This window comes from Cupriavidus cauae, assembly GCF_026210475.1.
In the GTDB taxonomy this organism is placed as follows: domain Bacteria; phylum Pseudomonadota; class Gammaproteobacteria; order Burkholderiales; family Burkholderiaceae; genus Cupriavidus; species Cupriavidus cauae.
Map to the genome: position 1 here is coordinate 1,960,668 of NZ_CP080293.1, position 13,717 is coordinate 1,974,384.

General features: G+C 66.6%; 12 protein-coding genes. 1 reads left to right on the forward strand and 11 read right to left on the reverse strand.

All coding sequences use genetic code 11. The annotated features are described in order from the left end of the window. Positions 1 to 17: 17 nt before the first annotated feature. The 3 genes from KZ686_RS08815 to KZ686_RS08825 form a co-directional block, all read right to left on the reverse strand. Positions 18 to 401 carry a helix-turn-helix domain-containing protein gene (locus tag KZ686_RS08815; RefSeq protein ID WP_149319359.1) on the reverse strand — a complete coding sequence of 128 codons (384 nt, stop codon included), beginning with the start codon at positions 399 to 401 and terminating at the stop codon, positions 18 to 20. A 463-nt stretch (positions 402 to 864) separates the two neighbouring features. Further along, on the reverse strand, positions 865 to 1,557 hold the full coding sequence (locus KZ686_RS08820) for a glutathione binding-like protein (RefSeq protein WP_149319358.1): 693 nt from the start codon (positions 1,555 to 1,557) through the stop codon (positions 865 to 867). A 196-nt stretch (positions 1,558 to 1,753) separates the two neighbouring features. Then, on the reverse strand, positions 1,754 to 3,016 hold the full coding sequence (locus tag KZ686_RS08825; RefSeq protein WP_149319357.1) for an acyl-CoA dehydrogenase family protein: 1,263 nt from the start codon (positions 3,014 to 3,016) through the stop codon (positions 1,754 to 1,756). A gap of 196 nt (positions 3,017 to 3,212) precedes the next feature. Here KZ686_RS08825 and KZ686_RS08830 point away from each other — a divergent pair, with 196 nt between their 5' ends. After that, positions 3,213 to 4,142, forward strand: coding sequence for a LysR family transcriptional regulator (locus KZ686_RS08830; RefSeq protein ID WP_149319356.1), 930 nt, complete (start codon positions 3,213 to 3,215; stop codon positions 4,140 to 4,142). 55 nt (positions 4,143 to 4,197) lie between these two features. Here the strand turns inward: KZ686_RS08830 and KZ686_RS08835 are convergent, their stop codons facing one another. The 8 genes from KZ686_RS08835 to KZ686_RS08870 all read right to left on the reverse strand — a co-directional run bounded on the left by KZ686_RS08835 (position 4,198) and on the right by KZ686_RS08870 (position 13,708). Continuing rightward, positions 4,198 to 5,640 (reverse strand): hypothetical protein, encoded by a 1,443-nt coding sequence (locus KZ686_RS08835; RefSeq protein WP_265632255.1) that lies wholly within the window; start codon positions 5,638 to 5,640, stop codon positions 4,198 to 4,200. 215 nt (positions 5,641 to 5,855) lie between these two features. Beyond that, complete coding sequence (locus tag KZ686_RS08840) at positions 5,856 to 7,508, reverse strand: coiled-coil domain-containing protein (protein ID WP_265632256.1); 1,653 nt, start codon at positions 7,506 to 7,508, stop codon at positions 5,856 to 5,858. A gap of 227 nt (positions 7,509 to 7,735) precedes the next feature. Next, on the reverse strand, positions 7,736 to 8,626 hold the full coding sequence (locus tag KZ686_RS08845; RefSeq protein WP_223819864.1) for an NAD-dependent protein deacetylase: 891 nt from the start codon (positions 8,624 to 8,626) through the stop codon (positions 7,736 to 7,738). Between the two features lie 5 nt (positions 8,627 to 8,631). Further along, positions 8,632 to 8,823, reverse strand: a complete 192-nt coding sequence (locus KZ686_RS08850; protein ID WP_226109137.1) for an oxidoreductase-like domain-containing protein — start codon at positions 8,821 to 8,823, stop codon at positions 8,632 to 8,634. A gap of 136 nt (positions 8,824 to 8,959) precedes the next feature. Beyond that, positions 8,960 to 9,946 (reverse strand): Bug family tripartite tricarboxylate transporter substrate binding protein, encoded by a 987-nt coding sequence (locus tag KZ686_RS08855; RefSeq protein ID WP_255650876.1) that lies wholly within the window; start codon positions 9,944 to 9,946, stop codon positions 8,960 to 8,962. Positions 9,947 to 10,204: 258 nt separating this feature from the next. Beyond that, positions 10,205 to 11,290 carry a phosphotransferase gene (locus KZ686_RS08860; protein ID WP_149319352.1) on the reverse strand — a complete coding sequence of 362 codons (1,086 nt, stop codon included), beginning with the start codon at positions 11,288 to 11,290 and terminating at the stop codon, positions 10,205 to 10,207. Between the two features lie 72 nt (positions 11,291 to 11,362). Continuing rightward, entirely contained in the window at positions 11,363 to 12,142 is a 780-nt protein-coding gene (locus tag KZ686_RS08865; RefSeq protein ID WP_265632257.1) for an oxepin-CoA hydrolase, alternative type, read from the reverse strand. 42 nt (positions 12,143 to 12,184) lie between these two features. Beyond that, positions 12,185 to 13,708 carry a 3-hydroxyacyl-CoA dehydrogenase gene (locus KZ686_RS08870; RefSeq protein ID WP_265632258.1) on the reverse strand — a complete coding sequence of 508 codons (1,524 nt, stop codon included), beginning with the start codon at positions 13,706 to 13,708 and terminating at the stop codon, positions 12,185 to 12,187. Positions 13,709 to 13,717: the final 9 nt, after the last annotated feature.

Consider the following 13,717-nt stretch of genomic DNA (forward strand, 5'->3'; position numbering starts at 1 on the left):
GCCGTCGGCGGCGCGTGCTAGGTGTGGTTGTTGCGCTTGCGGGCGAGGGCTCGTGCCACCGAGGCGACCAGGTCCTGGTCGTCATTATCGAGCCTTGCCATATAACGCCGCGCATTGCGTTGCGCGGTGGTTTCCTCGCCGCCAAATGGAACGCGTAATTCCTCGACTGTCAACACCGCGTTTTCGCCATCGAACTTCAACATTTCGCCGGGAGGGACGCCGAGGGTATCGGCCAGAGTGCAGATGTTGATCAGCGCTACATTACGCAGTCCGCGTTCGATGCCGCTGAGATAGGAACGCGCCATTCCGCTTTCGAGGGCGAGCTTTTCCTGGGACCAGCCCCTTTGCTTGCGCAGGGCCGTCAGGCGTTGGCCAAATTGCTTGAGAGGATCGCCGACCATGGTTTTGACAAGATGTGAACTCGAAGGAAGTTAAGGGATTGGCCCGGTCGACTCGACATCCTAGAGTCCGTCGCACAATCGGTGTCAGCCAACATAAAGTGTGTGAACTCACCCTATAGGTTGCATTTACTGTCGAAAATCGGATGGGCGGTAGCGGAACGAGGACCGGGGTGCACTGTTTTCGCATGGACGCGAGCGAATGTCATACAGGTATTCACCTGAATCCTCGGTTCCGAAAACGATAGGTTTGTTGTTGCCCGTTAATCTGACGAAATCGGAAGCCGCAGATGGGGCGCTGAGGCGGCCGGAACGGCGAGAGACCGTTGCCGCAGCGTGGCGGCGCAGGCGAAGAGAGGAGTGAGGCGGGAGCCGGCCGCGGGATGGCCGGCGAGGGACTGCGGGGGCGTCGTCGGGCGCCGCGGCGGAAAAGGCGCCGCGAGTCCTGCCCGCGGCGCCGCGCCGCTCAACGGCGGGCGTATTGCGTGGCGCCGAACAGGATCTCGCGTTCCTTCTCGGTATGCAGCGGCTTGCGTTCGCGCGCCAGTACCTCGACGCCGCGCTTGACCGCGGGGCGCTCGGCGATCGTATTGAACCAGCGCTTCAGATGGGGATAGTCGTCGAGTTCGACGCCCTGGTTCTGCCAGCTGCGCAGCCACGGGAAGGTTGCGATATCGGCGATCGTATATTCGTCGCCGGCCAGCCAGGGACGACCGGACAACTGCTTGTCGATCACGCCATAGAGGCGGCGCGCTTCATTGGTATAGCGGTTGACCGCATATTCGATTTTCTCCGGCGCATAGATCCGGAAATGGTGCGCCTGGCCCAGCATCGGACCGACGCCGCCCATCTGGAACATCAGCCATTGCAGCGTTTCGTATTTGCCGCGCACGTCCTCGGGCAGAAACTTGCCGGTCTTGCCGGCCAGATACACCAGGATCGCGCCCGATTCGAACAGCGAGATCGGTTTGCCGTCCGGCCCTTCGCTGTCGACGATGGCGGGAATCTTGTTATTCGGGCTGATTTTCAGGAATTCCTCGCCGAACTGGTCGCCGGCGCCGATATTGATGGGGTGCACCTGGTAGGGCAGGCCGCACTCTTCCAGCATGATATGAACCTTGTGGCCATTGGGCGTGGCCCAGCTGTAGACATCGATCATCGAGGAAGCTCCTGGACGGGAGAGGGCGCCGCCGACTCGCCAGCGGAGCGGAGCGCCGGTTGAATGGACCGACGCATTTAATCACAGAAGAAAAAAACGCGCAGACAGGCTGCGCGTGGATGGCTCGCTGCCGGCGCAGCTGCCCTGGAGTCGTGCGGCCGGATGGCCGCCGATGTTATTTATCGGGGCGACGGCCTCAGCCGCCGCGCGTGACCGGCATCTGGATCTCGTCCGGATTCAGGCTCATGTGCTTGGCCAGTTCCAGCTTGGCGATCGCGTTGCGGTGCACCTCGTCCGGACCGTCGGCCAGGCGCAGCGTGCGCTGGTGCGCCCACCACGAGGCCAGCGGGAAGTCTTCCGACACGCCGGCGGCGCCATGCACCTGGATCGCCCAGTCGATGACTTTCAGCGCGACGTTCGGCGCCACCACCTTGATCATCGCGATCTCCGCCTTGGCCACCTTGTTGCCGACCGTGTCCATCATGTACGCGGCCTTCAGCGTCAGCAGGCGCGCCATCTCGATCTCGCAGCGGGCCTCCGCGATGCGTTCCTGCGTGACGCCATGGCGGGCGATCTGCTTGCCGAACGCGACGCGGTCCAGGCTGCGCTTGCACATCAGTTCGAGCGCGCGCTCGGCCACGCCGATGCTGCGCATGCAGTGGTGGATGCGGCCCGGGCCGAGGCGGCCCTGCGCGATCTCGAAGCCGCGGCCTTCGCCGAGCAGGATGTTGTCCGCCGGCACGCGCACGTTCTTCAGTTCGATCTCCATGTGGCCGTGCGGCGCGTCGTCATAGCCGAACACCGGCAGATGGCGCTTGACGGTGATCCCCGGCGTATCGGCCGGCACCACGATCATCGACTGCTGCTCGTGGCGGCCCGCATCGGGATTGGTCTTGCCCATCACGATATAGACCTTGCAGCGCGGGTCGCCGGCGCCCGACGACCACCACTTGGTGCCGTTGATCACGTAGTGGTCGCCATCGCGCTCGATGCGGCAGCGGATATTGGTCGCGTCGGAGGACGCCACGTCGGGCTCGGTCATCAGGAAGGCCGAGCGAATCTCGCCGCGCAGCAGCGGCTCCAGCCACTTGTCCTTCAGTTCCTCGGAGGCATAGCGCTCCAGCGTTTCCATGTTGCCGGTGTCGGGCGCCGCGCAGTTGAACACCTCCGGCGACCAGGGCACGCGGCCCATGATCTCGCACATCGGCGCGTATTCCAGATTGGACAGCCCTTCCGGCGCGCGCGGCGAGCGCGGCAGGAACAGGTTCCACAGGCCGGCCTCGCGCGCCAGCGGCTTCAGCTCCTCGATCAGCTTGCTCGGCACCCAGGCGTTGCCGGCCTTGCGGTTGGCCTGGATCTCGGCGTGGAAGCGCTTCTCGTTCGGATAGATGTGCTGGTCGAAGAAGGCCAGCAGCCTGGCGCGCATTTCCTTGACCTTGGGCGAGTATTCGAAATCCATGATGTCTCCTCACAACCCCTGCGATTTGGCCCCGCCGCTGATGCCGGACCACCGCAGGGCAGCGGACCGGCAGGCGGCGGGCGGGCGCGATATACGCCGACTGGGGCCCACTCTATCCGATTCGCTGGAATATGAAAAATGAATTTTCTGGATTCGACGGTATCAATCTGCTGCATTCCATGCCACAATCGCCGCCATGCAGCTCTCCCGCATCGACCTGAACCTGTTCGTCGTGTTTGACGCCATCTACACCGAAGGCAGCATCACGGCGGCCGCCCGGCAGCTGAACCTGACGCAGCCGGCGGTCAGCCATGCGCTCGGCCGATTGCGCACGCTGTTCGACGACCCGCTGTTCGAGCGGCGCGGGCAGGGCATGGCGCCGACCCCGCTGGCGCGCTCGCTGGCCGGGGAAGTGCGCACCGCGCTGCAGTCGTTCGCCCGCACGCTGCAGGACACGCCGCATTTCGATCCGGCGGCGACGGTGCGGCGCTTCACCATCGGCATGCGCGACGCGCTGGAGTCGACGCTGCTGCCGCCGCTGATGTCGCGCGTCGCCGCGGTGGCGCCGCACGTCGACATCGCCGCGGTGCGCTTCGATCGCCGCGAGATGGAGTCGGAGCTGCTGGCCGGGACGCTCGATGCCGCGATCGACATCCTGCTGCCGGTCTCGCCGGCGATCCACCACGCGCAGTTCATGGCCGATCCGATGGTGGTGCTGGCCCGGCGCGACCATCCGCTGGTGAAGAAGGAATTGACGCTGGAGCGCTATCTGGCCGCCGAGCACGTGCACGTGTCGTCGCGGCGGCGCGGCGCTGGGCTGGAGGACCAGGCGCTGCATCGGATGGGCATGACGCGGCGGGTACGGCTGCGCTGCCAGCACTACGCGGCGGCCTGCCGCATCGTCAGCTGCACCGACCTGCTGGCGACGCTGCCGCTGCGCTATGCGCGCATCGCCAACGAGGCCTATGGCAATCGCCTGCTGACGCTGCCGTTCAAGGTGCCGTCATTGGAGCTGCACTTGTATTGGCATGCGGGCGGGGAGAATGATGGCGCGAACCGGTGGCTGCGGGAGCAGCTGATGGCGGTGATGACGGGGTTGGAGAAGGGCGCGCCGGCAACTTCCTGATCCGTTGCGTCGGCGGCACCGTCGGTAGCGGCGGTGCCGCCGGCGCTTCCCGCGCTCAGTCGGCCATCCGCGAAACCATGACCCAGCTGCCACCGAATAGCGAAAACCGCCGGCGTGCGGCCGCCGCGGTGCCCGAGTCCGGGATGGGGGCCGGATCCTCTGCGATGTCGGCGACCGGCGCGGATTCCTGTTCGGCGATGTCGCGTGCGGACGACTCGCCGCCGGCGCGCTCTTCGCCGTCGTCATCGTCGCTGAGGTCCGACGCTTCGTCGGACGGCGGTTCGCCATGCACCGGTTTGGGCGGCTCCATGCCGCGCGAGTCGTATAGAACCGATTGCATGCAAGGCCGCAGGTCGCCGTCGGTGGTCGATTGCCGCATGACATGGTGCTCGGCGTCGAGCGCTTCGAAGACATAGCAGCCGGAGCCGTTCATCTGACCGTCCGTCCTGCGGGCGACATAGTGGCGTTCATTGGCACGTCTGTATTCGATCGGTTTGAGACTCCTGTCCCGTGCTTCACGTTGCCGATGCAGCTGGATCGGCGTCAGCGACTGATCCTCGGCGGCGTCATCGCTGCGATATTGTCCGATTCCGCAGGGGCGCTCGCATCGGAAGGACTCCGCCTCGCCGGCCGCGATGATGCGGTAGGCCACTCCCTCGCGGCGGCGGCATTCGTCCAGCATGTCGTGAAAGAGGTCGGAGAGGTAGTCGAGCAGCCGGGACAACAGGCGTATCAACAGATTGCCGCTCCCTGGCTGCATCGTCGTCAGGGCCTGGTCCAGCGCCGGCGCCAGGCATGCCACGTGAATGGCGTCGGAGCGTTCGCCCAGCTTGTATCGCTCGGGCTCTCGTCCCTGGAGCCAATTCAACAAGCTGCGCAATGGCGGGTCGTTGGCATCGCAATGGATCTCGATCTGATGATCGATCGTCAGCACGGGGCGCAGATTCGACATGTAATAGGTGTTGTCGTCCGGGCCGGTGTAGGAATGCCATTTCATCAGCTTGTTGATGCGCCAGCCGGTGCCGTCTTCCAGCGGCGTGATGCGTGCGCTGACCACCGAGGGCAGCAGCGGCAGATCGATTCCGTTGCGCACGGAAATCGCTTGCAGCGCCACCGCCTCGGCCTTCCAGAACTCGTCGGTGCAAAGGGTTGCCGCGGCGGTATAGGCGTGCGCCAGATTGTCGATGTTCTGTCCGGGCGCCGCCTGCGCCTTCAATTGGCCCGCTATCGCGGCAATCAGTTCGTGGCCGGCCTGGGTTCTGCTGTAGGGCTCCGCCTCGCGCGCGCGCCTGTCGCGGATGCGATTGTTCAGCCTGGCTTGTTCGACGAGATGATCGGAATTGACATGGCTCGCGCCCGCGAATTCGATGCGGCACCGCTCATCTTCGAACAGTCGCCATGCGGTCTGGGCAAAGGCCATGCCGAAGTTGGCACGCGCAATGTGCTCGGACGGAGCCGTCGGGATGGGCATCGGCGCATGCGTGACGGCGTGCAGCATGGCACAGGGATCGATGAAGGGTTTGGAGAATGGCATATCGGGTAGCAGCGATCGGTATGGAATACGCCGCTGGCCGATCCGCGATCCGGGGCGAATGATCTGCGGGATGCCGAAAGATTTCGATCCGATGCGGCGTCGGCCGGGCGACCTGGACAGGCGATGCAAATGCGGCGCAGAGCGTCCGCACCGCATCGGTGACGTGCTGCGAGCCGGTCTTATGGCTTGTCGTCTGCCCCGGTCGGCGACCCGGTGCCGGCTGCGGCGTTGTTGGGGACCGTAGGCGAAGAGCCCTTCTCCGGCCCCGAAAACGTCATCGCGCGGCCCCTTTTCCCCGGGGTCGGCGCGCCGTTCGGCTTCCGCTCATCCGTTCCCTTTCGCTGCTGGTAGACGAGATCCATCGGTATTTTTGCGAGGTTTTCAGCGGCGAGGCCCGCCTCGTATTTGGCGACCTTCGCTTGCAGTTCCCGTACCTTGTCCTGGGTTTCCTCGTACTGGCTTGTCACCTGCTCGAGCCGGGGCCGCAGGTGGTTTCGCTCGCCCTCCGCGGCGGTCAACCTTTGCTCGAGGTTCGCAACGCTCGCGAGAAGCGTGTTCCGCTCTGCCAGCACCGTGTTGTGCTCGCCCTCGATCTCCTCCCGCAATCGACGTTCCCTTGCCACGGTTTGTCGCAGTGCTTCCAGTTCCGCCTGGACCTCCGGGGATGGGCCGAGCGGCGGTTGCGGGACGAAGTCCGGCGGCGGTAGCGGAAGGTCAGGGGGAGCGATCGGGGCGTCCGGCTGACGGTGCTCCTGATGCTCGATGGGCCCTTGCTGGTTCCAGTCGCCGATGGCGACCCTCTGCCGAAGCGCAGGGTCGCGCTGCTCCAGCAGTGTCCTCAAGGAAGAGGGGGCATCGCCGGCAGCCGGGCCATGTATGCGATGGATCCAGTTGGGCCGATGCGCGAGCTTCTTGATGACGATATGCTGGCCGCTTGCTTCGGGATCCGGTGCGTGCGCGACATGCTGGCTGCCTGCCCATGACCAATTGCCCAGGCTCTTGGGGACCTTCGCGAGGCGGTGACGATGAAAGTCCACGCCTCCGACCCGCACCTTGATCTGCACGCCGCGAAACAGCCGCCCCAATAGCGGAATACTGGCCAGCGCATCGAGCAGCGCGGTGACGAACCCGCGGGTGCCATGCTTCATCAGCTTGTCGCGGATCTCGGGCAGCGGGCTGTTGACATGCAGCGAAACAAAGCTGCCCTCCAGCCACTGATTTCCGGCCCTGCGCTTCAGCGGTATCACGACCTTGACATTGGCGGTGAGCACCGCGCCGTGCTCGCGCATGCAATGCCACTGGCCACCGGACTGGTATTCATGCCAGGCCGCGCTCAAATGGCATTCCATCGATTTGCCGTCCTTCGACATCTCGACGTTCATGCCCAACTGGGCAGGGCTCGCCAAGCGGATTTCGCCGTAAGTGGTGTCGTGGTTCAGCGTCGACCGAAGCGTGGTTTCGGCCGTATTCCAAAAGGCTGGGCTGGCGATCAACGCTGCCACCGCATAGTAGGCCGATTCCTCGATGGCGGAAGTCGGCGCCTGGCCGGCAAACGTGCGGGGCAGCCTCGCCGCGATACCCTCCAGGATGGCAGCCCCTTGCCTGTCATGGCTGTGTCTTGCGATGTCCTCGAGGGGGACGGCTTCGCCCGCGATCTCCAACTTGACGCGTGGCTCCATGCGTGGGTCCGAGAGGAACAACCGCTCGGCACCATCGAGGAGCTGCGGCAACTCGTCGGCCGTCAGCCCGGGGACACTGATTGGCGCCGCGAACAAGTCCTTGGCCGCATGGCTGTGTCCGGTCGACATCGAATTCAGATAGGAGACTTTCATGGTATTCGCCTGTGACAGGGGAGGTTCACGTCCGGGCGGCATGTACATACCGTGCACCGGACCCTTCGCGCGTGGCGGTGGTCGACGATCGCGACGGACATCCCCAGTCCACGCCGACGCCACAACCAACGACGGGTCACATGCTGCTACCGAATTGGTGTCTCAACTGTCGGTGGTTTACGGCCGTTTCTGATTTGCGACTTATTCGTATCGAAATTGCTGCGAAGTCAGGCGGCGATGTTGCGCAGCGCGGCGTCCAGGCGCGTCAGCGTGGCGCCGCAGGGCGCGGCGATCTTCATGGTCAGCAGGGGATCGGCGCGGGTGCGGCCGAGATTGATCGCGACGACCGGCTTGCCGGCCTGCGCAGCGGCGACGCAGAAGCGGTATCCGGAAAAGACCATCAGCGAGGAGCCCACGACCAGCAGCGCGTCGGCGCGCTGCAATGCCTCGTGGACCGCGGCCACGCGATCGCGCGGCACCGAATCGCCGAAGAACACCACGTCGGGTTTGATGATGCCGGCGCAGCGGCGGCAATGCGGCACGGTGAAGCCGTGCAGGTCGTCGGGCTCGAGATGCGCGTCGCCATCGGCCGACGGCACGGCCGACAGGCCGGCGATGGCCGGGTTGGCCGCTTCGAGTTCGTGCTGGATGTCGGCGCGGGCGTGACGTTCGCCGCAGGACAGGCAGACGACCGAACTCAGGCTGCCATGCAGCTCGATCACGCCGGTGCTGCCCGCCGCCTGGTGCAGGCCGTCGACGTTCTGCGTGACCAGCGCCTCCACGTGCCCGGCCTGTTGCAGGCGGGCCAGCGCGCGGTGGGCGTCGTTGGGCAAGGCGCGCGACATGAGCGGCCAGCCCACCATGCTGCGCGCCCAATAGCGCTGGCGGCGCGCGTGCGATTCGAGAAATTCGCGATGCTGGATCGGCGTGCTCGCACGCCAGTTGCCATCGGCATCGCGATAGCCGGGGATGCCCGAATCGGTGCTGATGCCGGCGCCGGTCAGCACCAGCAGGCGCGGGTGCCGGCGTACGAGGCCGATCAGCGCGTCGTCGTCGCCATGCGGCGGACCGTCGACCGCGATCGGCGCGGCAGCGCCCGGCGTCGCCGCGGTGGTCATGGCCGTCACGGCGAGGGCGCCTCCTCGGGATGCCGCGCCAGCCAGGCGCGCAGTTCCTGCCGGTAGCGCTCCATTTCTTCGTAATAGAAATCGAAGATGCAGGGGCTGCAGCCGCTCCCGCAACAGGCGTCGTCGTCGGGCCGGTTGGGCGGCAGCGGGCGGGGATCGTCGTGAGAGTGAGGGGAGGGGGCGGACACAGCGGCGGACAAGGTAGCGGACAGCGTGAACCGGTCAAAATCGATAGCAACGGCCAGTATACGCTTGCCGCCTGGGCCACGCCCGGGCTCATCCGGGCCGGGAGGGGAGTGCCGAAAGCCTCCCGGCTGGCCGCCGTCAGTCCAGCTTGATGCCCGCCTGCTTGACCACCGCGGCCCAGCGCGTCTTCTCGGCCGCGAAGAAGCGGTTGGTCTCGGCGGGCGTCATCGTCACCACCTCGGCGCCCTGGCCGGCCAACTGCGCGCGCACCTCCGGCGAACGGATGATGCGCACCAGCTCGGCGTTCAGGCGCGTCACCGCGGCGTCCGGCATCCTGGCCGGCGCCATCACGCCCTGCCAGGTGCCCGATTCGAAATTGGCGACGCCCTGTTCGGCGATGGTCGGCAGATTGCCCACCAGCGGCATGCGGGTGCGCTTGGACACCGCGATCGCCTTCAGCTTGCCGCTCTGCACATGCGGCAGCGTCGCCAGCATGCCGTTCATCAGCACCTGCGCGGTGCCGCCGACGGTATCGGCAATCGCCTGCGCGCCGCCCTTGTACGGCACGTATTGCCATTTGGCGCCGGTGGCTTGCTGCACAGCCACGCCGGCCAGATGCGGGGCGCTGCCGATCGCGGTGACGGCGAAATTCAGCTCGCCGCGCTTGGACATCTCGACCAGGTCCTTCAGCGTATTGGCCTGCACCGACGGGTTGACCACCAGCATGTGCGGCGAATAGGCCAGCATGCCGACGCCCTTCAGGTCCTTGGCCGGATCGAAGGTCAGCTTGGTGTAGACCGACGGGCTGATCGCCAGCGCGCCGACATCGCACAACAGCAGCGTGTGGTTGTCGCCGCCGGACTGCGCCACGAAGGCGGCGCCGACATTGCCGTTGGCGCCCGGACGGTTGTCGACCACGACGGGCTGGCCCAGCGCCTCGCCCAGCTGCTTGCTGATCAGCCGCGCGATGATGTCCGACGAGCCGCCAGCGGGATAGGGCACCACCAGCCGGATCGGGCGGTTCGGCCAGGTATCGGCGGCAAGGGCGGGGGCCGCCAGCGGGGCGGCGGCAGCGGCGAGGGCGGCGGTGGAGGCCAGTCTGAGGAAGCGGCGGCGTGCGTGCATGATGTCTCCGGAACGAGTTATTTGTCAGTCGTCATACAACAATGGTCGCCATCATAAGAGCCGGAATGCCCGGCCGTCTAGCGGTTAAGACCGGATTTTTTGCCCGATTCAGGGAAGGTGGTGGCGCGGGCTCTGGTCATATGTCATCGGACAATGTGGCGGATGCTTCGAGCCGATGGCGCACAAAGAAAAAGGGCTGGCGCGGCTCGTCGCCGCGCCAGCCCTTGTCGGGCCCAGCCTGGGTCGTACGTACCGCGCTCACGCGATCCGCTGCTTCGCCTTCTGCGCGTACTGCCAGCCCATCTCGGCCATCGGGCGGGCCCGCCGGCCGGCGTCGACCGCTTGCGCCGACGATGCCGTGCCGTCGACCACGCGCTTGGCGATGCCCTGCAGGATGCCGGCGATGCGGAACATGCTGAAGGCCAGGTAGAAGTTCCAGTCGCCGGTGATCTGGCGTCCGGTGCGCTGCTCGTACATGCGGCGGTAGGTCGCCTCGTCGGGAATGCCGAGCGCGGCGTAGTCGAGCCCGGCGATGCCGCGGAACTGGCCCGGCGCGATATGCCAGCTCATGCAGTGGTAGCCGAAGTCGGCCATCGGATGGCCGAGCGTCGACAGCTCCCAGTCCAGCACCGCCAGCACGCGCGGCTCGGTGGGGTGGAACATCAGGTTGTCGAGCCGGTAGTCGCCATGGACGATGCTGGTCAGGTCCTGGTCTTCTTCCGGGATATGGTGCGGCAGCCAGTCCATCAGCGCGTCCATCGCGTCGATCTTCTCGGTCTCGGACAGCTTGTACTGCTTGGTCCAGCGCTCGATCTGGCGCGCGAAGTAATTGCCCGGCTTGCCGTAGTCGCCCAGCCCGATGGCCTGGTAGTCGACGGTATGCATCGCGGCGATGACGCGGTTCATCTCGTCGTAGATCGCGGCGCGTTCGCTTGGGCTCATGCCCGGCAGCGACTGGTCCCACAGCACGCGGCCGTTGACGTACTCCATGATGTAGAAGGCGCGCCCGATCACGGCCTCGTCCTCGCACAGCGCGTACATGCGCGCGACCGGCACGTCGGTGTTCGCCAGCGCGGCCATCACGCGGTACTCGCGCTCGATCGCGTGCGCCGACGGCAGCAGCTTCGACTTCGGTCCCGGCTTGGCGCGCATCACGTAGGTGCGGCCCGGCGTGATCAGCTTGAAGGTGGGGTTGGACTGGCCGCCCTTGAACTGCTCGACCGTCAGCGGCCCGGCGAAATCCTCGACATGGTCGCGCAGCCAGGCTTCGAGCGCGGCGGTATCGAAGCGCTGCTGCTCGGCGACCGGGCGCGTGCCCTCGAACTGGGAAAGATTGCTGCTCATGCTGTCTCCGGTATCTTTTTTATCGGGATCGGTGCGGGTGGGACCGCGGTCGGCCGCGCTGGGCCGTGGGCTTCAACGATAGGTCGGCTTGCGCTTCTCCAGGAAGGCGCTGATGCCTTCGCCGCCGTCGGGGTGATGCAGCGCGGCGACGAAGTTCTCGCGCTCCTGCGCCAGATGCGCGTTCAGCGACAGCGTGCCGGCCTGGTTGATCAGCCCCTTGATGCGGCCCATCGCGTGCGAGGACTGCGCGGCCAGCGACTGGCCCAGGCGCAGCGCTTCGTTCAGCGCCTCGCCCGGCTCCGTCACGCGGTTGACCAGGCCGAACTGCGCAAGCCGCTGCGCGTCGACGGTCTTGCCTTCGATCAGCAGCTCGGAGGCCAGCTGGCGCGGCAGCGCGCGTGCCAGCTCATACGAGCCGCCGCCGTCGGGGGTCAGGCCGACCTTGACGTAGGCCATCACGAACTTGGCATTGCTGGCCGCCACCACGAAGTCGCAGGCCAGCACCAGCGAGAAGCCCGCGCCCGCGGCCGCGCCCTCGACGGCCGCGATGATCGGCTTCGGAAAGGCATGCAGGCTTTCGATCCAGGCATGCAGCATCGTGATGCTGTCGGCCTGCACCTGCGGCGGCTGCGCGCGATTGCCGAGCAGCCGGTTCAGGTTGCCGCCGGCGCAGAACATGCCGTCGGCGCCGGTCAGCACCACCGAGCGGATGCCGCTGTCCTGCTCGGCCGCCTGCAGCGCTTCCCTGGTCGCGAGGTAGATCTCCGGGCCGAGCGCATTGCGCATTTCCGGATTGGAGATGGTCAGCACCAGCGTCGCATCGACGCGTTCGGACAGCAGTTGGGTAGGCATGGCGGCTCGGTGGTGTGATGGAAGGGAAGGGGCCGGGGAGCGTCAGGCTTCCTCGGTCAGCAGCGACAGGCCCAGGCTGGCACGGCGCCACAGCCACGGGCTCGGGCGATAGCGCATGTCGCCGGTCAGCCGCTCCATATTGCGCAGCACCTCGAGCACTAGTTGCGGGCCGATCGCATCGCCCAGCGCCAGCGGGCCCTTCGGATAGCCCAGGCCCAGGTTGACGGCGAGGTCGATGTCCGACGGCGTCGCGATGCGCTGCTGCGCGATATCGGAGGCGATATTGACGATGCACGAGACGATGCGCTGGGCGACGAAGCCGGCCGAATCGCGGATCACCGTGACCGGCACGCCGTCGCTGGCGAACAGGCCGTGGGCGCAATCGCGCATGGCCGCGCTGGTGGCGGGCGTCGTCATCAGCGTGCGGCGCCTGGTGGCCTCGAACGGTAGCAGCGTGTCGATGGCGACCACGCGGCTGGCGTCCAGGCCCTGCTGCAGCGCGCAGGTGGTGGCATCCAACCCGAGCGGCGTGACGACGATCAGCGCATCGGCCGACGGTGCGTTGCCGCCCTCGGGCGTGACGCCCATCGCGGTCAGCAGCTTGACCACCATCGCATGGCCGCGCTCGCTGTCGCGGCTGACCCAGACGCTGGCCGGGCGCGCGCTGGGCGCCGGCGCGGCGGCGGGCAGCTGCTTCTGGCCATCGACATAGCGGTAGAAACCGGCGCCGGTCTTGCGGCCCAGCAGCCCGCCGACCTGGCGGATCGCCGTGATCGGCGACGGGCGGTAGCGCGGCTCCTGGTAGAACTGGTTGTAGATCGACTCCATCACCGGGTGCGAGACGTCGAGCCCGGTCAGGTCCATCAGCTCGAACGGGCCCATGCGGAAGCCCGCCTGCTCGCGCATGATCGCGTCGATGTCGGCGAACTCGGCGACGCCTTCCTGCGCGGCCTTCAGCCCTTCGATGTTCATGCCGCGGCCGGCATGGTTGACGATGAAGCCCGGCATGTCCTTGCAGCGCACCGGCGTATGGCCCATCCGGCGCGACAGCGCCATCAGCGCATCGCCGACCGCCGGATCGCCGGACAGGCCGTCGATCACCTCGACCACCTTCATCAGCGGCACCGGGTTGAAGAAGTGATAGCCGACGACGCGGCCCGGGTGCTTCGCGCCGACCGCGATCGCGGTGATCGACAGCGACGAGGTGTTCGACGCGATCACCGCGTCCGCACGCACGATGGCCTCGAGCTTGGCGACCAGCTCGCGCTTGACCTCGAGCCGCTCGACGATGGCCTCGAGCACCATGTCGCAATCGGCCATTTCCTCGAGCGCGCCGCACGGCTGCACGCGCGACAGCGTGGCGGCGGCATCGTCGCTGCTGATCTTGCCCTTGTCGGCGAGCTTGGCCAGCGTGTCCTGCAGATACTGGCGGGCGGCCACGACGGCCTGGGGATTGGTGTCGAACAGGCGGACGGTCAGGCCGGCCTGCGCCGCGATCTGGGCAATGCCCCGGCCCATCGCGCCGGTGCCCACGATGCCGAGGGTGTCGATAGTCAAAGTGCTCATCGTGCTTCC